The sequence below is a fragment of the Megasphaera sp. AM44-1BH genome (assembly GCF_003467125.1).
Lineage (GTDB): Bacteria > Bacillota > Negativicutes > Veillonellales > Megasphaeraceae > Megasphaera.
Genome location: NZ_QSFA01000001.1, coordinates 81,129 through 100,614 on the forward strand (window position 1 = coordinate 81,129; position 19,486 = coordinate 100,614).

The following is a 19,486-nucleotide window of genomic DNA, read 5'->3' on the forward strand; positions in this document are numbered from 1 at the left end:
ACAGCCGGAGCTATCATGGGACTCTTTATTTATACCCCTATGCGGAGCAATTGCTATGGCTCAGAGATTATTCTTCAATATGGGCAATCTTCTTAGCCAGTTCTTTCTTCATTTCCAGGTTACCCTGACGGGCAATCATGATGCGCTGAGCCTGCGGGCTGCCAGCACCGTGCATGGATTCTGTCCGGTAGCCGACGGCTGCCGTGCCCAGGCAGAGGTTTTCAATGAGGCGCAGGACTTTCAGGCGGTTTTCCGTCGATACGGACGATACGCCTTTGAGGTATTTATCGACATAGGGCCCGATTTTCGGATCCCGCAGGTCGATTTCCGACGGTGCCGTCACAACCAGGCCGCCGGCGATATCTTCGGCCAGGCGGACAATTTCATAGGGGAACCGGGTGACGTTCTGCTTGCACACGTTGGCCAGCAGCAGGTCGATGAGGTAGTTGCCCGATTTCGTCGGTTTGCCCAGGGCCGAGCAGGCAATGCCGCAACCGAAGAGTGTTTCGTTCAGGTGCTGCATTTCGATGATCTTGTCTTTGATGTGCGATGCCTTGGCACAGCCGTTGTAATCGGCTGCCAGAGCAGCGGCTCCGATGAGGACGTCGCCTACGCCGACTTTGCAGCCGCCATAGGACTGACGGTGATACCCGGCAAAGCGTTCGACCATCATGCCGGCAAATTCTACTTCGCCGTTAAGGAAGATCTGGTCATTGGGGATGAATACGTTATCGAAGATAACCAGGGCTTCGGTGCCGCCGAATTCAGGGTTGCCCGTATCCATGGGAGCCCCTTCCAGTTTCCGCGTATCGCAGGACTGGCGGCCGACAATCATGAAAATGCCTTCGGCATCGGTCGGACAGCAGAAGGAAATAGCGTAATCCTTATCGGCTTCCCGCATGGCGATGGTCGGCATGACGATGACTTCGTGGGAGTTGATGAAGCCTGTCTGATGGGCTTTGGCACCGCGTACGACGACACCATCGGGACGGCGTTCGACGACGTGGAGATACAGATCCGGGTCATCCTGGGCATGAGGAGCCTTGCCGCGGTCGCCTTTCGGGTCGGTCATGGCGCCATCGACGGTAAAGTCGTTCTGCTGTACCCGGGTGAGGAATTTCTTGAAGTTTTCATGGTAATGAGTGCCGTATTTCTGGTCGATTTCATAGGTTGTGGAGAACACGGCGTTGGACGCATCCATGCCGACGCAGCGCTGGAAACAGGCCGCCGTCTTCTGGCCGAGGAGACGCTGCATCCGGACTTTGTTGATGAGGTCCTGGGTGCTCTGGTGGATGTGGGTGAAACGGTTGATCTTTTCACCGGTCAGGGACGACGTAGCAGTCATGAGATCTTCGTATTCCGGCATCTGGGCCAGGTCGTAGGTCATGCGGACCGAATTCAGGGACGGACGCAGGATGGGATCATCGACGACGTTGTCGATTTTTTTGCCGAACATGTATACCTGCAGGTTGAGTTTACGCATGCTTTCGATATACTGTTCACCAGTCATTAATGCCATGAGTGTAACCTCCTTAACAAAATGAATCATGAAATTTTATGATACATATATTATAAGCAATCGTTGTACGAATATACGCCCGTAATTCTTAATAAAGAACTTTGTTCCATATTTTGTACATTTTGAAGCAGGCAGACGGTCTGCTATGTGCAGCAGCCCGCTCTGTCTGCATCTCATATGTCTTTCTACTATAAATACCCCAGACGCATGCTGATTTCCTGTGCTTTTTCTTTTATCTTGCGGCGCAGGAAGCGCAGATAGGAAATAGTCGCCTTACTGGCCAGGATACTGATGCTGATAGCCGCAACGACTTCCTTTTCCCGGTTGTACACGGGAGCAGCAATGCAGCAGCCACCGAGGATGTTGCCCTGATCATCGAAGGCGTATCCATAGCGGCGTACCCGGCGGATTTCCCGGTAAAGCCGCTTTTTATCGGTAATCGTGTACGGTGTGTATTGTTCCAGCGTCACGCCATCGAGGAGCTGGTGCAGCTCTTCATCGGGAAGGGCCGCCAGCATGACCAGACCACATCCTGTCGCATGAGCTCCTAGTTTGAAGCCGATATTGAGAACGGAGCTGACCGCCTTGGCCGATGCCTGTTTGCCAATGAATATGGCAAACCTTCCTTCGCGGATGACGGCGTGGGTCGTCTCCCCTGTCTCTTCCTGCAGCGACTTGATGCCCCGCGTCAGTTCGACGGAGAAATTCGTCGTACTCATGCACTCTGCCGAAAGAGCCAGCAGGGCCAACCCCGGATAATACACTTTCACTTCCGGATCGTACTGGACGTAGCGTTTCTGCACCAGTTCCTGCATCAAATAAGACAGGGAACTCTTGGGTATTCCCGATGCTTTCTGTATCATGGTGAACGTCGGGGCCTTTTCAGCCTGTACGACGATTTCCAGTACATCCAGCGCCCGGGCAGCGGAACGTACAATAGTACGGTTGCCTGATTTAACCATATATAACCTTCTTTCTCCCTAATGTTCCATATTTTGAACATCCCTTTACGGGCATTGTATCATTGCTCTCTTTCTCTTGTCAAATAACGAGTGGCAATACAACCAGAACAGGAAAGGTGTACATGGCCTCACTACAGGCGGAAACGGAATCGTTAGTCACCAAAATCGAAAATCTTGGCCGGATTGAGGATGAGATTCGGGTCCAGTGCTTTCTTGATGGCTTCCATCATGCCCAGTTCGACAGGATCCGTAAATTTCTTCATTTCAGCTAACTTCCGCAGGCCAATGCCGTGTTCACCGGAAAGGCAGCCGCCCAGACTGTAGACGAAGCTGTACAGTGTATCATGATACTGGGGAATCACTTCATTCCATTTTTCTATGGGCATATCCATCTTCAATGCATTGACGTGGATATTGCCGTCGCCGATGTGGGCCGCGACCGTCGTTGCGATGTTGTACTGCTTTTCGATTTCCGGCAGTTTCGCCATGAGGTCGGGAATCTTGTCTACGGGTACGACGATATCTTCTGCCAGGAAGACGAGGCTGTCATTGCGGGCCGCTTCGCCGTTGCAATAACGGGCATTCCAGATGCGTTCGTCGGCAACCAGCGTTTCGGCGGCATGATTGTTCTGACAGATTTCATCGGCCGTGGCAACGCGGTTATCGAGGTCATCCTGATCATAGGAATCAATGGTGACGATGATGTAATTGCCGTTTTCTTTGGAGTACGGCAGATCCATTTTCAGGAACCGTTCGGCACTCTGGATGGCGTTGGTGTCGAGGAATTCGATTGCCGTCGGCTGCACGCCTGCTTTCTGCAGCTGATTCGGTACGGCCAGGGCGTCGTTGACATCTTTGAAAATGCCTACCAGGTCGAAATGGAAGGGTGCGATGGGACGCAGTTTCAGACAGATTTTCGTGACGATGCCGAGAGTTCCTTCACTTCCGCAGATGAGTTTTTCCAGGGCATAGCCGGTCGTGTTCTTCTGGAGCCGTTTACCTACGCGGGTAATTTCACCGGTAGGTGTGACGATTTCCAGCCAGTATACCTGGTCACGGGTCGTGCCGTATTTGACGACGCGGCTGCCGCCGGCATTGGTGGCGATGTTGCCACCGATTTCACTGGACGCTTTGGAGCTGGGATCGCCGGCATAATAGAGGCCGGCTTCTTTGGCTGCAGCCTGTACGGCCGTCGTGATGGCGCCGGCTTCGGTAATCATGTACAGGGCATCTTTATTGACTTCGATGATTTTATTCATCTTTTCCAGGCAGAGCACGATGCCATGGTATACAGGGACGGCACCACAGGCCAGGCTGCTGCCACCGCCGCGGGGCGTGACCGGAACCATGTATTTATTGGCCAGCTTCATGATGGCCGCTACCTGTTCGGTCGTTTCCGGGAAGACGACGACTTCCGGCGTGTGGAAGTAAATGGGATTCGATTCTTCATCGGTCTTATAGGCATCGAGCTTTTCCGGATCGGTAGTCATATTGTGTTTGCCCAGAAGAGCCAGTAATTCATCGAGTAATTCCTGCGAAACTTTGTTATAACGAGCCATGATAGTCCTCCTATGTGGTAAAGAGGCATGCTGTTTCATGTACTTGTCTAAAGCGGCATGCCTCTTCGTATTAGATTTTACTGTATAGTACCTGCGTATACGGGATTATTCCATACCGATTTTCTTGTTGTAGTTGATGAGAGCCGGCAGGACGCCGAGAGCGACAGCCAGTGCTACGAAGAGCATCAGTGCCCAGTAATAGCTGCCCGTTGCACCGACGATAAGGCCGACGACAATCGGGACAATAGCGCCGCCGAGGTTGCCAAACATGTTCATTGCGCCGCCAACAGCACCGCTGTGTTTGCGGTCTGTGCACAGTGCCGGCAGGGACCAGTAGAGGCAGCCGCACCATTTTTCGAAGAACATGGCTACGGAAAGGAATGCTACGGCAATGTATACATCCGTTGCTGCCGAGAGGAGATACATGGGGATGGCGATGCAGATGCCGAGGACCGGGAACAGACGGCGCATGATTTTGTTGCTGTCTGCCGAGTTTTTACGCCATCTGTCTGTCAGGGTACCACCAACGATTTCGCCGACGACGCCGACCATGTAGATAACGAAGATAGCCCAGCCAAGACCTTTGATATCGAGGCCGTGTGTTGCATGGAGATACAGGGCGCCCCAGGTCATGAGGCCATACCAGAAGGAGTCATAGGCACCAAAGCCGAGGCACAAGCTCCAGAAGCTGCGGGATGTCATGTACTTGCCAAGGGTGCTGCCTGTAGATGTGTTGCCCGATTCAGCCTGCATAGCTGTAAGGGATTCGGCATCTTCTTCTTCAAATGCCTTGCGGAGATATTCCCGTTCGGCTTCGTTGCAGCGCGGGCTGTTTTCCGGTGTGTGGGACATGAGCGGTTTGCAGGCCAGGACGACCAGGATGGTGAGGACCCCGGCTGCCATGAGGGCGCCGCGCCAGCCATCGAGGAAGGCTACGAATACGGCACAAAGAGGAGCGCCGATAGCATTGCCTACGGCAGAACCGGAATCGAGGAGTGCCGAACCTTTACCACGTTCATTTTTCGTCAGCCATACAGACTGTAATTTGCCACCGGCCGGATAAATCGGCGCTTCGGAAATACCGAGCAGGGCGCGGATAGCGATGAACAGTGAACTGCTGGTGATGAAGCCGGTGATAATCTGGAAAATCCCCCATAAAACACCGGTACCGACGATGACTTTCCCCGGCTGGATTTTATCGCAGAGCCAGCCGCAGGGAATCTGCATAAGTACATAGCCCCAGAAAAAAGCACTGAGGATGACGCCGACCATTTCCGGTGAAAAGCCCAGATCCGACTGGATAGCCGGCATGAGGACGGAAATAACGGCGCGGTCTACGTAGTTGATGGAACAGAGAATAAAAATTGCAATAAACACTTGCCAACGTACGTTCGTCGGCTTCTCAACGAGAACTCCTGTCTTTGAATCAAGCGTTGCCATATTAAAACCCCTTTCACAGTTAAAATTGCTATACATGACAGATTCTTTCATCATATCTGTCTTTATCTTTCTAACGGGTTCCCGTGTCCGGACTCTGGAACACCGTTAGTGCTAGCCATGTTCTTTATTTCGAACTTGATTCTGTATTACGAATATTTTGTAAGGAGTTCATATTTATGAACTCCTTTCTTTATTTGGAACGTTTTCTATGCTTGTATTCTAGCACGGACATGTTATCCTGTCAATGATATTTATTCATTTTTTAATTTTTGTTTAGTCATTTCCTTTATATTTGCACACGCCTATTATAAAAATTAATGATATTATGTATTTATAGTTTTGAATTAAATACATAAAGATTTCATATGGTTATTCTTTGCTATTTTTATATTTTGCCATAACAAAATATTTATCGTATTTTTCACAATATGAAAATGCAGGGCTGCATATACAACTCATTGAAGTATATGCAGCCCTGTAATAGGATGAATCTGTGGGATACTGAATTATTCCACGCCGATTTTCTTACTGAAATTGATGAGTGCCGGCAGGAAACCCGTGAGCAGTGCCAGGCCGACAAAGAGCATGAGAGCCCAGAAGTAATTGCCTGTCGTACCGACGATGATACCTACGACAATCGGTACGATTGCGCCGCCGGCATTGCCGAACATGTTCATGACGCCGCTGACAGCACCGCTGTATTGACGGTCTGCACACAGAGACGGCAGGGTCCAGTAGATACAGCCGATGAATTTTTCAAAAAACATGGATACGGAAATGAGGGCAACGGCCACATAGACATCGGTCGCCGACGATAATAAGTACATGGGGACGGCAATGCAAAAGGCCAGGATGACCAGTTCCGTGCGCATGACTTTATTCGTATTAGTAAAAGTATTGCGCAGCCTATCCGTTACCAGCCCGCCAGCAAATTCACCGACGACGCCGACGGCATAGATGACGAAAATAGCACCGCCGAGGCCTTTGATATCCAGCCCGTGAGTTGCCGAAAGATAGAGGGCGCCCCAGGTCATGAGGCCGTACCAGAAGGAGTCATAGGCACCAAATCCCAGGCACAGTGCCCAAAAGCTGCGCGACGAAGCATACGTGCGGATGGCACTGCCTTTGCTGGCACCGGCAGTCTGCTGCCCCGTCATAGATTCAGCATCTTCTTTTTCAAAGGCTTTGCGCAGATATTCCCGTTCAGCGTCGTTGCATTTCGGGCTGTCTTCCGGGGAATGGGCAATGATAGGATAGCAGGCTACGACGATGAGGATTGTCAGGACCCCGGCTGCCATGAGGGCGCCGCGCCAGCCATCGAGGAAGGCTACGAATACGGCACAAAGAGGAGCTCCGATGGCATTACCGATAGCCGAACCGGAATCAAAGAGTGCCGCCCCTTTGCCCCGTTCTTCCTTAGTCAGCCAGACCGACTGCATCTTGCCGCCGGCCGGATAAATCGGCGCTTCCGATACGCCCAAAAGAGCCCGGATAGTGATGAACAGCGTACTGCTGGTAACAAAGCCCGTAATAATCTGGAACGCACCCCAGAGGATGCCCGTACCGACGATGATCCTGCCCGGTTTGAATTTGTCACAGAGCCAGCCGCAGGGAATCTGCATGAGCACATATCCCCAGAAGAATGCGCTGAGGATGACCCCTACCATCTGCGGTGAAAAGCCCAGATCTGCCTGAATATAGGGCATGAGGACAGAAATAACGGCCCGGTCTACGTAGTTTACCGACGTCAGGATCAACAATGAAATGAATACCCACCAGCGTACTTTCGTCGGCTTTTCTGTACTCAGCAGACCTGTTTTTGAGTTCAGTGTCGTTGTAGTCATGATTACCCCTTCTTTCCTTGACAAACTACCTGCTACAACTATACCTGTGTAATTGATATATGTCCTCTGATACTCTGACGGGTCCGGACCCATGAGTCAGATACAGCCTAAGTATATTTTCCAGGGCAAAGCTTTTGTGTTCTATATATGAAACCGAATTCTGTTTACCGAATGATTATACTTGTATTCTAGCGCTATCAAATTGTAATGTCAATGATTTTTTCGTATTTTTATATTGATTTTTTATCATATAATTATGGGGATTTCTGCTATCCAGTCATCTATCCGCATCGGGCAAATCAGGAAAAATCTGATTCCGGTCCGTATCGATGAGCCAGGTTCCCGTACGTGCCGTCACACGGATATGATGCATGGGAACCGCATCGTCTTCGTTCCAGAGAAATTCCCGGCCATATCGGAGGCGTGAGCGGTGGACCGTGACATTGCGGATGCCCCGGACCCGGCTCGTATCACGGCGGTGATAGGAAATCACGACATCTTCCCTCTGACAGCCAGGCAGGATACGGTCCAGCACGTCAAAGAGCTGCAGTTGATAGCGCCGTGTATCAACCATTTCCCCCATGGCCGGCGTATAGGCCCCGGCCAGTACCTGTGACGGGTCATCGAGATTTTCCGTCGCCTGCAGTCCCGTGCGGATGACCTGGATGCCATGGGAAAGAAAGCACTGCTTCATATAGGCCGCACGCCGCACCCCCTCATGGATAGTCAGTGCCTGATACTCCCCTTTCTGCCAGCTCTCTGCCAGTTCCGTACCGGCAATGACGGCTACGGGATAGATGCGGGTTATATCCGGTTTCAGGCGGCATATGGCGTCGGTCGTATGGGAAAGGCTCGTCCAGTCTTCCCCGGGAAGGCCCGGCATGAGCTGATGACCAACGGTAAAGCCATACTGGCGCAACAGTGCCGTAGCTTCTATTACCTGCGCGGCCGTATGCCCCCGTCTGGCCCGTTCCAGCACATTATCATCCATGGACTGTACGCCCAGCTCGACGGTCGTCATGCCATAGCGCTGCAGACGCCTGAGTATGGGTCCGGTGATGCAGTCGGGACGGGTCGAGCAGCGGATGGCGTCGATGCGTCCTGCCTGAAGGGCTTCATACGCCGGTTCCAGCAAACTTTCCTGCAAAGACGCAGGGATAGCGGTGAAACTGCCTCCATAAAATGCGGCTTCCCAGTGCCGTTTCCCCACGCCCTGTGTATAGGTATGGATGAGATGCCGGACTTCACTGGCATCGGGGATTCCCGCATGGCCGGTAATGCGCCACTGGTTGCAAAAGACACAGCGGTACGGACAGCCGATGTGGGGAATGAAAATGGGGATAATCGATGTGCGCAGCGTTTCGTTTTCCATCCTTCTACTCCTTATAAAAAAAATGTGGCCCGAAAGCCACATTTTACGGTATACCACCTAATTTTTTCAACGCTTCATAAGCCGCATGCTGTTCGGCATCTTTCTTGGTCTTGCCTTTTCCTTCGCCCAGGACGGTTCCGTTCACGGTGACTTCCATGTAGAAGGTCTTGTCGTGATCGGGCCCTTCTTCACGGCAGAGCTCATATGCGATATGCTGCTCGCCTTCGCGCTGGACGAATTCCTGGAACAGCGTCTTATAATCTTTTCCATAATTGCCGTTTTTTACCAGTTCCAGATAGCCTTTCAAGTGATGAAGGATAAACGTACGGGCAGCACCATAGGAGTGATCGATGTACACGGCTCCGACGACGGCTTCGAAGGCATCCGCCAGGATGCTGGTCCGCGTCCGGCCGCCGGAGAGCTGTTCACCCCGTCCCATGAGCATATAGTCACCTATATGATAGGACCCGAATACGGAGGCCAGAGGCATTTCACTGACTACACTGGCCCGGGCTTTGGAAAGTTCTCCTTCGGGCATATGAGGATAATGCATGAACAGATATTCGCCAATGACCAGGTCCAGGATAGCATCTCCGAGAAATTCCAGACGTTCGTTAAAATGGACATGACGGTTCTTATTTTCATTGGCATAGGAAGAATGAGTCAATGCGGCATCGAGGAGCTGCAGGTTGCGGAAGGCAGGCAGCCCCAGAATGGCAATGCATTTCTCAAGTTGTGCTTTTCGTTCCGGTTTCATTACCAATGCATCTCTTACTCTGCATACTTCTTGAACAGAAGCGTAGCATTGTGACCGCCAAATCCGAAGGAATTGGAAATAGCCACCTTCACATCGGCATCTACAGCCTGACCCGGTACATAGTTAAGTCCGAGTTCTTTCAGTTCATCTTCCGGTTCGATGAGGTTGATAGTGGGATGTACGTGACCTGTTGCAATGGTCAGGGCGCAGGCAATGGCTTCAACGGCACCAGCAGCACCGAGGAGGTGTCCCGTCATGGATTTCGTCGAGCTGACCAGCATGTCTTTGGCATGATCGCCAAAGAGACGGGCAATGGCCTTCGATTCGTTGAGGTCATTGAGATGGGTGGACGTGCCGTGGGCATTGACGTAATCGACATCGTCCGGTGTCAGGCCGGCATCTTTGACAGCCAGGGCCATGCATTTGGACTGCTGGATGCCTTCCGGAGCCGGAGCCGTGATATGGTAGGCATCAGCATTGCTGCCATAGCCGCCGATTTCACAATAAATATGGGCGCCGCGTTTTTTAGCATGTTCCAGTTCTTCCAGGAATACGATACCGGAACCTTCGCCCATGACGAAGCCATCGCGATCCTTATCAAACGGGCGGGAGGCATGGGCCGGATCATCGTTGCGGGTGCTGAGAGCTTTCATGGCAGCAAAGCCGGCTACGGCACCGGGAGATACAGCTGCTTCCGTACCGCCGGCTACGGCTGCGTCGAGTTCGCCGCGCTGGATCATGCGATATGCCGCGCCGATGGAGTTCGTCCCTGTGGCACAGGCCGTAACGACACTGGCACAGTGGCCTTTGAGACCAAATACGATGGATACCTGGCCGGAAGCCATATTGCCGATCATCTTGGGAACGACGAAGGGATTGACCCGGGACGGGCCCTTGGCAAATAAGCCTTTGTAGAGATTATGCAGTGTTTCCATGCCGCCGATGCCCGTACCGACAATAGTACCGATGCGGTCCCGGTCTTCCTTATCCAGATCGACACCGGAATCATCGATAGCCAGTTTGGCTGCTGCCACGGCAAACTGTGTAGAAATGTCCATATGCCGTGCTTCTTTGCGGTCAATGTTGTAGTCCGCCGGATCAAAATCTTTGACTTCACCGGCAATACGGGCTGCGTATTCCGTCGCATCAAAATGTGTAATCGGACCAATACCGTTCTTGCCGGATAAGAGGGCGTCCCAAAAAGCATCTTTGCCGATACCTACAGGGGAAACGACACCTACACCGGTAATTACTACACGTTTTTCCAAAGTGTTCACCTCATCCATAAAAAGTTCGTGATTAATCGGGAATTTCTTCCATTTCCCGTTTCAGATATGCAAATATTTCCTTGACCGGCAGGATTTCGTGGATTTCCTGCATGCGCCGGCCGGAAAATACGAGACCTGTTTCGACATCTCCCTGCTGTGCCCGTGTGAGCGCGCGGATAATACAGTATTTGTGACTGCACTTCCTGAGACAGTGGTCGCACGTAACCGGCTTGGGAGCCGTTCCCAGGAGCACCCGTTCCGAAAATGGCGTACGGATAGCCTGCCCCGGCAGACCTACGGGACTGTGCACGAGGATAAAATCTTCCGGATTATTCGCACGGAGATAGACTTTCTTCAATTCATCGGAACCGTTCGATTCGACGCTGGCAGCAAAACGGCTGCCCATCTGAACGCCATTAGCGCCGAGACGCAGCATTTCCGCTATGTCTTTGCCATGGAGAACGCCGCCGGCACCGATGACCGGAATATCTACGGCAGCGCGTACTTCCGGCACAATGAGCCGGCTGGAACGGTTCGTTCCCAGATGCCCGCCTGCTTCTGCGCCTTCTACGACGACAGCGGCAGCACCGAGGTTCTGGGATATTTTAGCTAGCTTAGCCGAGGAGACAATTGGCACAATCGGTGTACCCGAAGCGCGGCCCCAGGCGAACATATCCCGGGAAAAGCCAGCCCCTGCTACTACTAGATCGATTCCTTCTTCAATAGCCGTCATTACGATACCCTTGAAATCACGGGCCGCAACCATGGCATTTATACCAATAATCCCCGTTGGCGCAAGTTTTCTGGCCAACCGGATTTCATATCGTATTTCATCATATGGCATGCCGGAGATGGCAATCAGGCCAATACCGCCTTCATTTGCAACAGCTGCCGCTAAGCGGGCAGTAGACAAACGTATTGCCATGCCGCCCTGGACGATTGGCACTTTGGCTACAAGCTTACCTATATGTAATTCTGGCAGCTTCACTATGGTTTCCTCCATTCAAGATACCATCCGGGGAAAGACCTGTGCCTTTCCCCATCTGGCTCTTATTGCATACTTACGCTTTCTTTTCCTTTTCGATGTAATCAACTGTATCTTTGACAGTTTTGATTTTTTCTGCCACATCATCAGGGATTTCGATATTGAATTCTTCTTCGAAAGCCATGATCAATTCAACAATGTCCAAGGAATCAGCGCCTAAATCATCAATGTACGCAGCGTCCATTTTGACTTCTTTTTCGTCAACGCCTAACTGTTCAACAACGATGCTTTTTACTTTTTCAAAAGTAGCTTCTTCGCTCATTTCCGATTCACCCCCTTTCAGTGTGCTAATTGTATTATATTACATTACCATGCCGCCGTCCACGTTGAGGACCTGGCCGGTAATGTAGCAGGCCTGATCAGATGCAAGGAATAAGACAGCCTGTGCCACATCATCTGCTGTGGCCGGACGGCCCAGCGGGATGGAGCGGAGCATATCTTCTTTTGCCGAATCGGGAAGTCCGGCGGTCATATCCGTTTCTACGTATCCGGGAGCCACGGCATTGACGCGGATATTGCGCGATGCCAGTTCTTTGGCGACGGCTTTGGTAAAGCCGATGATACCTGCTTTGGCAGCGGCGTAATTAGCCTGTCCGGCATTGCCCGTTTCCCCGACGACAGAGGACAGATTGATGACAGCACCGTGACGCTGTTTCATCATCAGCTTGGAAACAGCTTTTGTGCAATGATAGACGCCGGTCAGATTCGTATCCAGTACGGCCTGCCAATCCGCTTCTTTCATGCGCATGAGCAGTCCGTCACGGGTGATGCCGGCATTATTGACGAGAATATCCACGGAACCAAACTGTGTCTTGACGGCTTTGACCATATCGGTCACGGCCTGTTCGTCTGCTACGTCACACTGGAACACAGCGGCGGCTGCGCCCAGGGCTTCGGCCTGCTGCTTCGTTTCTTCGGCAGCTGCCGTATTACCGGCATAGACGATGGCCACATTGGCTCCTTCCCGGGCCAGCAGCAGGGATACGGCGCGGCCGATGCCGCGGGAACCGCCTGTTACGATCGCAGTTTTACCTGTTAAAAGCATTTTATCTGACCCCCTGGAAAAATTCAAGTGTTTTCTGCAAAGACGGAATATCTTCTACGTTTTCACTATGGATCTTACGGTCAATTTTGCGGTTGAAGCCGCAGATGGTCTTGCCAGGGCCGACTTCTACAAAGGTTTCGGCACCGAACTGCTGCATCGTATGCGTGCAGTCGATCCAGAGGACCGGGCTGGCAGCCTGCTTGACCAGGGCTTCCTTGATATCGGCAGCCTTCGTTTCCATCTGGCCGTTTACATTGGCCACGACGGGAATCTGCGCGTCCTGGATGGTAATCGTATCGAGGACTTCCGCCAGGCGACGGGCTGCTGGTTCCATAAGAGTGCTGTGGAAAGGAGCGCTGACGTGGAGCATGACGGCACGGCGGGCTCCGGCAGCCTTCATGGCATCAGCCGCCGTTTCGACAGCTTTGGCAGAACCTGCAATAACGGTCTGGCCCGGGCAGTTGAAATTGACAGCCTGGACGACGCCGCCCTGGGACGAAACCTGGGCACAGATTTCTTTTATCTTTTCTTCATCGAGGCCGAGGATAGCCGCCATAGCTCCTTCTCCGAGGGGAACGGCTTCCTGCATGAACTGGCCGCGCAGCCGTACTGTACGGACGGCATCGGCAAAACTCAGGGAGCCGGCCGCTACGAGGGCCGAGTATTCCCCAAGGCTGTGGCCGGCAGCGATGTCCGGCGTCAGTCCTTCCTGCTGAAGGACCCGGCAGCAGGCCGTGCTGGCCGTGAGGATGGCCGGCTGGGTGTTGCTGGTCTTCATCAGTTCTTCATCAGGACCTTCGAAAATCAGCTTCGTCAGCGAAAAATGCAGGGCATCATCGGCTTCTTCAAACAGTTCTTTTACGACAGGATAGTTGTCGTATAAATCTTTGACCATGCCCACTTTCTGGGCACCTTGTCCGGGAAATACAAATGCTGTTTTCAAATAAGTCACCTCTATTCTTCTTTAGTACCATTTCATTACGACGCTGGCCCAGGTAAGGCCGGCACCAAAACCGGCGAGGCAGACGATGTCTCCCCGTTTCACCATCCCCGTGCGGACTGCTTCGTCCAGGGCGATAGGGATGGAAGCACCTGATGTATTGGCGTATTTTTCGATGTTGACATATACCTTTTCCATAGGCACATGGAGGCGTTTTGCCGCCGATTCAATGATGCGCATGTTGGCCTGGTGTGGTACGAGGACATCAATATCTTCTTTTTCAAGTTCTGCTCTCTTTAGTGCCAGTTCGGCTGCGTGAGGCATCGCTTTGACAGCAAATTTATAGACTTCCTTGCCATCCATGACGGCATAGGCCGATCCGTCAGCGCGGCGCGCATCCGTGACCGGGTTGGCAATGCCGCTGCGGATAGTCAGGAAATCGCCGCCTGTGCCGTCGGCTCCCATGGCGCCGCTGAGGATGCCATAGCCTGAAGGTACACGGCCGATAACGGCTGCCCCTGCGCCATCACCAAAGAGAACGCAGGAAGAACGGTCTTTCCAGTTGATGACCCGGGTCAGTACTTCCGCACCGATGACCAGGATATGGTCATACATGCCGTTTTCAATCATCTGGGATGCGATAATCGACCCATAGGCAAATCCGGAGCAGGCTGCTTCCAAGTCGAAGGCAGCGGCATTGACGGCTCCCAGATTGGCCTGGACGATGCAGGCCGTGCTCGGCAGTGCCTTATCGGGCGTCAGCGTGCATACGATGATCAGATCGATATCTTCCGGGCTGACCTTGGCCATTTCCATAGCTTCTTTAGCCGCTCCCGTTGCCAGATCGGACGTATTGACGCCCTTTGGGGCTACGTGTCTGGCTCCGATGCCTGTACGGCTGCGGATCCATTCATCCGATGTATCCAGAAACGTTTCTAAATAGGTATTCGTCCAAACCTGTTCGGGCACACAATGACCAGTGCCGAGAATCCCTGCCGGATTAGCTTTCACTATCATATTCCTGAACTCCTTCTTCTTCAATACTATGGCGGATATGTCCTGTCACATCCTGCTCTACCAGTTCGCCGGCAACGCGGATAGCATTTTTAATTGCCTTTGCCTTGGAACTGCCGTGGCAGATAATAAAACTGCCGTTGACTCCCAGAAGCGGAGCCCCTCCATATTCAGTAAAATCAAGGCGTTTCTTCAGCGATTTCAGTGCAGGATAAATCGCCAGAGCACCCAGTTTTGCAATAAACCCACTATTTTTTATGGCCTGTTTGACCAGACGGTAGATAAACATAGCCATACTTTCACCAAACTTCAGGATAACATTGCCGACAAAGCCGTCGCAGACGACGACATCTACGGTCCCATTGGGAATATCGCGGCCTTCGACATTGCCATAGAAAGAAATGGTTTTCAGTTTTTCCAGCAGCGGATAGGTCCGCTGGCATAATTCATTGCCTTTGGTCACTTCTTCGCCGATATTCAGCAGGCCAATCTGCGGCTTATCTATGCCCAGGATATACTTTGCATAGTGAGAACCCATGATGGCCGCTTCTACCAGATGTTTCGGTTTGCTGTTGGAATTGGCTCCTGAATCGAGTAGCACTGTAATCCCCTTTTTCGAAGGAATCGGCGTGGCGATACAGGGCCGTTCAATACCAGCAATCCTCCCTAATCCCAGAAGGGCGGCCGTGACAGCGGCTCCCGTACTGCCCGGGGCCACGACGGCATCACACTGGCCATCCCGTACGAGCCGTGTCGCCACGACAATAGAGGCATCCTTCTTCTTACGGACAGCCTGGACGGGATGTTCCCCCATTTCGATGACTTCGCTGGCATGGACAATGGACAGGCGGTCGCTTTCTTTTGCATCGTACTGCCTGAGTACATTGCGTATCTTCTGTTCATCACCGACGAGTACGACATCAAATTTATATTCGCTTACGGCGTGGATGGCTCCCAGAACGATTTCTTCTGGTGCATAATCCCCACCCATAGCGTCTACAGCTATTTTCATTACTCTATCTCCGTTATTCCAAAGACTCTACGATAAACTTTGCCCGGAATACTTCTTTGGCATTTTTGCGTATCTTCACCCATACATAATATTTCTGATCTCTCTGACGGATGACTTCAGCCCGCGCAACAAGCCGGTCTCCGACGGTTACGGGCTGTTTATATTTCAAGTTGGCAACGGCGATGATGCAGACCGGCAGATTCAGGACGGCTTTCGTTAAGGAATCAGCCTGAGCGTATAAATACCGTGACTGCACGACGTGTGCCGCATCCACCATATCTTCTGTAGCTGTCATGATGGATATAGCGTCTTTACCAACATTGCATTCAATCAGGTCCCCCATGACATCGGCACGGTGGTGCTGGGCCTGTGCTGCTTCTGCACGCTTTTTTATGCGCATGCGCAGCTCTGGTATCCCCAGGGCCATCCGGTCCAGCCGGATGGTCGCCACGCTGACAGAAAATTCTTCTGCCAGTTCTTCATCATTGATGAACGGGTTTTCCTCAATGCGGCGGGACAGGAGAGCATGTCTTTTTTCTCTGGCTATACGAACCATTCCATCACCTTTATGTAAATTATGACCAAGTATTAATAGTACATACAACAGAGATTATATAATGTTTCTTCTTCTTTTGCAAGCAAAAATAAAAAGTATGCTTTCGTCATTGTCCGTACTGAATCTGAGAAAGCATACTCTACACCCCTTTAGTATTTATCAAAATCCATATTATCCAGAATATTCCGAAGTTCGATTAATTCGTCTTTTGTCAGGGTAATCCCTTTGGTCATGGCCTGGTAATCAGGATCCCATGAGCGAAGGTCAAATTTTGGCGGCCGGTTGTTCCAGCTGATGTAGGTCAGCTGTTTGTGCCAGCCATCTTTATTCTCCGATAAGGTACCGCAAATATCTTCAATGTTAAAATTCAATTGTGCCATTTCTCTGCCTCCTGTGTGAGAAGCTGTCCTATCTGCTTCTTTATATAAATATTTAACTATATGCAATTATTTTATATGATATAGCATCTGCCGTATTTCGTCAACAACCCGTCAGCAAGACGCCGTCTTATTCATGGTTCTTTTTCCCTTTGAGCAGGCCGCCCTGGGTCTCACGGATATCGAAAGTCGTAATGAATGCCCGCGGATCTATGCGCTTTACCGTATCCTGCAGTTTTGTTATTTCCAGACGGGATACGACACAATATAAAATCAGTGTCTTTTTCCGCGTATAGGCTCCTTCCCCGTGAAGGAGAGTCACAGCCCTTCCCATATCCCTGGTAATGACACGGGCTACTTCATCGTGTTTCGCCGAAACGATGAACAGTCCTTTCATTTCATCCAGTCCGTTTACGACGACATCGATCATCTTATAGGCAATGAAATAGGCGACCAGCGAATAGAGGGCGCTGTCCACACCAAAGACAAAGATAGCCGATCCCAGGATGAACAGATTGAAGAACATGACGATTTCACCGACAGAAAAGGGCGAAATCTTTTCGGCAATGATGGCCATGATTTCCGTTCCGTCGAGGGAACCGCCCCAGCGGATGATCAGCCCTACGCCGAGCCCCATGATCATACCGCCGAAAATGGTCGATAAGAACGGGTCATCCGTCATGGGAGCCAGGTGCAGGAAGCTGCTCCACAACGAGAGACAAAGGACGGAATAGAGAGAAAAAAAGGTAAACCGCAGGCCGATCTTGCGATAGCCTATGACAAAGAAAGGAATGTTGAGGGCGACGATGAATACACTGAAGGATATGCCTGTCACATGAGCTGCCATGAGGGCAATCCCGACGACGCCGCCATCGATGACATTATTGGGGACTAAAAACACATGAAGGCCGCAGTTGTACACCAGGGCTCCAAAAGCCAGTCCTATAGCGCGCATTACGTATTCGATCATGAAAGACCTCCCAGGGATTTTATATACCGTTGTCCGATAATCCAGGCTACGAAATCATCGACTGGTTCCGGCGGATACTGCAGGGACAGCGGCACCAGGCGGCGCCAGCCATGACGGGGCGTATACTGCCAGTACAGCTTCCGTCCTTCCACAGTAGTGAATTTTTCGTCAATGAGGGAAAAGGTCACATCGGGCGCTTCCTTTTGTATCCACTCTTCGGCAACGGGCTGAAGATGGCGGTGGTTCGTGCCGTTTCCCATAACAATATGCGTAAAAGCGTACTTTTTATACATTTCGGACAGATGAGCGGACAGGTCCTCTGTCGGTATGATCTGACGGCAGACCAGACTGCCATCGTTGCGGAGAACCGCTGTCCCTGTCTTTTCTGAGCCCGGATCGATTGCTAAAATCATGAAACCTGCTCCTCTCACGGCGTCCCATAGGACCGGACGGCTATATCGATATCCAGAGGGCCGGCTGTATAGATATCCGTGCGTGCTACGGCCCGGAGAATGATGTCGCCGTCGCCGCTGGATTTGATCCGCTGGATCGTATCAAACATTTCCGTCGCCGTCAGGGAACCCACATTGCCTGTGAGCGGGTCGGGCAGGATGCCCTTCTTGACGGCCTGCTGATTGACTTCGTGGAGGAAGCGGAATACGATGTATTCGGCGCTGCCGTTTACTTCAGAAGCCTGGAAATGTTCTTCATGAACGATTTCATTCTTGTGATAAATGAGCTGGTTATCGAAGGTTTCCAGATGGACCAGTGCCGGTTCTCCCAGGATGATATTGCCGGCAGCGGTAAGACGGATCAGTTTGCTGCCTTTGGCGGCATGCAGTGCCTGTACGGTCTGGTCGATTTCGTCCTGCGAAATGTAGAGTACGACGGCATTTTCATTGGTGATGCCCAGGTGTTCCCGGATGCGGGTATTGGTCTGGGCCAGCATTTCTCCCAGGGACGACCGGATCTGGCTTTCGTCGGCATTGGCATCAATGACTTTGCTGGCCAGTACTTCGCCAACGCGGAACAGGACCTGTCCTTCCCGGATATCAGTCATTTTATCGTTCAGCAGTTTTATGCGTTCATCGAGCAGGCCAATGGTGTGATTCATGCGGGCCTGTGTCGCTTCCAGTTCTTTATTTTCTGTATTGAGCTGATTGTTGCGGGCCATCATTTCATCGCGGGCCACCTGTACGATAGTCAGCTGGCGGCTCACATCATCGCGGGCCGCCTGGGTCTGCTGCAGATCCAGCTGTGTCACCCGTATGCGGTCGTTGGCATCGGCCAGCTGCTGTTCCTGATGACGCAGCAGGTTTTCATTGGCAGCCAGCAGGTTGTTCTTTTCTTCCATTTCCAGTCCCAGTGCCCGGGCCTGTTCCAGCAGCCGGTCCCGTTGCTGTTCCAGTTCGGCTTTCTGAAGCTGCAGCTGATGCATCCCGAACAGTGCGATGCGGACGTTCTTCGAAAGAACGGACATGACGCCCAGGGTAACGGCGGCAATGCTGACGCCGGTAATGATCGTAATCAGGATAGACGAGTACTTCGGCCGCATGCCAAATAATTTTATTTTCCGCTTGCCTACGCGGGAACCGATTTTATCGCCCAGATAGGCTATGACGCCGCCCATGACGGCTAAAATGAGCAACATAATCCATCCGTATTCCATTGGCACACCTCCATCCTGTTTTTATATTATACCATGACAGCCTTTCTGTCATGGCTTTTTATGACAATTTCATCGAAACGTATAAAAAAAGGCAGAGTGACCAGCATGCCCGAAGGCATACCAATCACTCCGTCTGA

Annotated in this window: 19 protein-coding genes; all 19 read right to left on the minus strand. The window is 51.8% G+C overall.

Annotated elements, in window-relative coordinates; genetic code table 11:
* Positions 1–67: 67 nt before the first annotated feature.
* The 19 genes from DW949_RS00350 to DW949_RS00440 all read right to left on the minus strand — a co-directional run bounded on the left by DW949_RS00350 (position 68) and on the right by DW949_RS00440 (position 19,349).
* Positions 68–1,519: a 4-hydroxyphenylacetate 3-hydroxylase family protein gene (locus DW949_RS00350; RefSeq protein WP_118021305.1), complete on the minus strand. Its 1,452-nt coding sequence runs from the start codon at positions 1,517–1,519 to the stop codon at positions 68–70.
* A 188-nt stretch (positions 1,520–1,707) separates the two neighbouring features.
* Positions 1,708–2,481, minus strand: a complete 774-nt coding sequence (locus tag DW949_RS00355) for an IclR family transcriptional regulator (protein WP_118021306.1) — start codon at positions 2,479–2,481, stop codon at positions 1,708–1,710.
* Between the two features lie 152 nt (positions 2,482–2,633).
* Positions 2,634–4,040 carry an FAD-binding oxidoreductase gene (locus DW949_RS00360; RefSeq protein WP_118021307.1) on the minus strand — a complete coding sequence of 469 codons (1,407 nt, stop codon included), beginning with the start codon at positions 4,038–4,040 and terminating at the stop codon, positions 2,634–2,636.
* A 105-nt stretch (positions 4,041–4,145) separates the two neighbouring features.
* Entirely contained in the window at positions 4,146–5,480 is a 1,335-nt protein-coding gene (locus DW949_RS00365) for an MFS transporter (RefSeq protein WP_118021625.1), read from the minus strand.
* Positions 5,481–5,986: 506 nt separating this feature from the next.
* Positions 5,987–7,324 (minus strand): MFS transporter, encoded by a 1,338-nt coding sequence (locus DW949_RS00370; protein WP_118021308.1) that lies wholly within the window; start codon positions 7,322–7,324, stop codon positions 5,987–5,989.
* 277 nt (positions 7,325–7,601) lie between these two features.
* Complete coding sequence (locus tag DW949_RS00375; RefSeq protein ID WP_233539440.1) at positions 7,602–8,696, minus strand: elongator complex protein 3; 1,095 nt, start codon at positions 8,694–8,696, stop codon at positions 7,602–7,604.
* A gap of 43 nt (positions 8,697–8,739) precedes the next feature.
* Positions 8,740–9,453 carry a ribonuclease III gene (rnc, locus tag DW949_RS00380; protein ID WP_118021309.1) on the minus strand — a complete coding sequence of 238 codons (714 nt, stop codon included), beginning with the start codon at positions 9,451–9,453 and terminating at the stop codon, positions 8,740–8,742.
* 14 nt (positions 9,454–9,467) lie between these two features.
* Positions 9,468–10,721 carry a beta-ketoacyl-ACP synthase II gene (gene fabF, locus DW949_RS00385; RefSeq protein WP_118021310.1) on the minus strand — a complete coding sequence of 418 codons (1,254 nt, stop codon included), beginning with the start codon at positions 10,719–10,721 and terminating at the stop codon, positions 9,468–9,470.
* A gap of 31 nt (positions 10,722–10,752) precedes the next feature.
* Positions 10,753–11,709: a nitronate monooxygenase family protein gene (locus DW949_RS00390; protein ID WP_199595657.1), complete on the minus strand. Its 957-nt coding sequence runs from the start codon at positions 11,707–11,709 to the stop codon at positions 10,753–10,755.
* A 73-nt stretch (positions 11,710–11,782) separates the two neighbouring features.
* Positions 11,783–12,028: an acyl carrier protein gene (locus tag DW949_RS00395; protein ID WP_059076793.1), complete on the minus strand. Its 246-nt coding sequence runs from the start codon at positions 12,026–12,028 to the stop codon at positions 11,783–11,785.
* Between the two features lie 39 nt (positions 12,029–12,067).
* Positions 12,068–12,811, minus strand: coding sequence for a 3-oxoacyl-[acyl-carrier-protein] reductase (gene fabG, locus DW949_RS00400; protein WP_118021312.1), 744 nt, complete (start codon positions 12,809–12,811; stop codon positions 12,068–12,070).
* Position 12,812: 1 nt separating this feature from the next.
* Positions 12,813–13,754 carry an ACP S-malonyltransferase gene (fabD, locus tag DW949_RS00405; RefSeq protein ID WP_118021313.1) on the minus strand — a complete coding sequence of 314 codons (942 nt, stop codon included), beginning with the start codon at positions 13,752–13,754 and terminating at the stop codon, positions 12,813–12,815.
* 21 nt (positions 13,755–13,775) lie between these two features.
* A complete protein-coding gene (locus tag DW949_RS00410; protein WP_118021314.1) occupies positions 13,776–14,768 on the minus strand; it encodes a beta-ketoacyl-ACP synthase III in 993 nt (330 codons plus the stop codon).
* Positions 14,752–15,777, minus strand: coding sequence for a phosphate acyltransferase PlsX (gene plsX / locus DW949_RS00415; protein WP_118021315.1), 1,026 nt, complete (start codon positions 15,775–15,777; stop codon positions 14,752–14,754). Before plsX ends, DW949_RS00410 begins: the two co-directional genes overlap by 17 nt.
* Positions 15,778–15,790: 13 nt before the next feature.
* Positions 15,791–16,333 (minus strand): transcription factor FapR, encoded by a 543-nt coding sequence (gene fapR, locus DW949_RS00420; RefSeq protein WP_118021316.1) that lies wholly within the window; start codon positions 16,331–16,333, stop codon positions 15,791–15,793.
* 149 nt (positions 16,334–16,482) lie between these two features.
* Positions 16,483–16,713, minus strand: coding sequence for a YdbC family protein (locus DW949_RS00425; protein WP_118021317.1), 231 nt, complete (start codon positions 16,711–16,713; stop codon positions 16,483–16,485).
* 127 nt (positions 16,714–16,840) lie between these two features.
* The gene (locus DW949_RS00430) at positions 16,841–17,680 is read right to left on the minus strand and encodes a YitT family protein (protein WP_118021318.1); all 840 of its coding nucleotides are present in this window, start codon (positions 17,678–17,680) and stop codon (positions 16,841–16,843) included.
* Positions 17,677–18,093 (minus strand): Holliday junction resolvase RuvX, encoded by a 417-nt coding sequence (locus DW949_RS00435; RefSeq protein WP_118021319.1) that lies wholly within the window; start codon positions 18,091–18,093, stop codon positions 17,677–17,679. Before DW949_RS00435 ends, DW949_RS00430 begins: the two co-directional genes overlap by 4 nt.
* 14 nt (positions 18,094–18,107) lie before the next feature.
* The gene (locus tag DW949_RS00440) at positions 18,108–19,349 is read right to left on the minus strand and encodes a DUF3084 domain-containing protein (RefSeq protein ID WP_118021320.1); all 1,242 of its coding nucleotides are present in this window, start codon (positions 19,347–19,349) and stop codon (positions 18,108–18,110) included.
* Positions 19,350–19,486: the final 137 nt, after the last annotated feature.

Coding starts and splice junctions, on each gene's coding strand:
- DW949_RS00435 (WP_118021319.1), bottom strand. CDS start 18,093: ATGATTTTAGCAATCGATCCGGGCTCAGAAAAGACAGGGACAGCGGTT.
- DW949_RS00440 (WP_118021320.1), bottom strand. CDS start 19,349: ATGGAATACGGATGGATTATGTTGCTCATTTTAGCCGTCATGGGCGGC.
- DW949_RS00395 (WP_059076793.1), bottom strand. CDS start 12,028: ATGAGCGAAGAAGCTACTTTTGAAAAAGTAAAAAGCATCGTTGTTGAA.
- DW949_RS00430 (WP_118021318.1), bottom strand. CDS start 17,680: ATGATCGAATACGTAATGCGCGCTATAGGACTGGCTTTTGGAGCCCTG.
- fabG (WP_118021312.1), bottom strand. CDS start 12,811: ATGCTTTTAACAGGTAAAACTGCGATCGTAACAGGCGGTTCCCGCGGC.
- DW949_RS00410 (WP_118021314.1), bottom strand. CDS start 14,768: ATGATAGTGAAAGCTAATCCGGCAGGGATTCTCGGCACTGGTCATTGT.
- rnc (WP_118021309.1), bottom strand. CDS start 9,453: ATGAAACCGGAACGAAAAGCACAACTTGAGAAATGCATTGCCATTCTG.
- fapR (WP_118021316.1), bottom strand. CDS start 16,333: ATGGTTCGTATAGCCAGAGAAAAAAGACATGCTCTCCTGTCCCGCCGC.
- DW949_RS00355 (WP_118021306.1), bottom strand. CDS start 2,481: ATGGTTAAATCAGGCAACCGTACTATTGTACGTTCCGCTGCCCGGGCG.
- DW949_RS00365 (WP_118021625.1), bottom strand. CDS start 5,480: ATGGCAACGCTTGATTCAAAGACAGGAGTTCTCGTTGAGAAGCCGACG.
- DW949_RS00425 (WP_118021317.1), bottom strand. CDS start 16,713: ATGGCACAATTGAATTTTAACATTGAAGATATTTGCGGTACCTTATCG.
- DW949_RS00350 (WP_118021305.1), bottom strand. CDS start 1,519: ATGGCATTAATGACTGGTGAACAGTATATCGAAAGCATGCGTAAACTC.
- DW949_RS00360 (WP_118021307.1), bottom strand. CDS start 4,040: ATGGCTCGTTATAACAAAGTTTCGCAGGAATTACTCGATGAATTACTG.
- plsX (WP_118021315.1), bottom strand. CDS start 15,777: ATGAAAATAGCTGTAGACGCTATGGGTGGGGATTATGCACCAGAAGAA.
- DW949_RS00370 (WP_118021308.1), bottom strand. CDS start 7,324: ATGACTACAACGACACTGAACTCAAAAACAGGTCTGCTGAGTACAGAA.
- DW949_RS00375 (WP_233539440.1), bottom strand. CDS start 8,696: ATGGAAAACGAAACGCTGCGCACATCGATTATCCCCATTTTCATTCCC.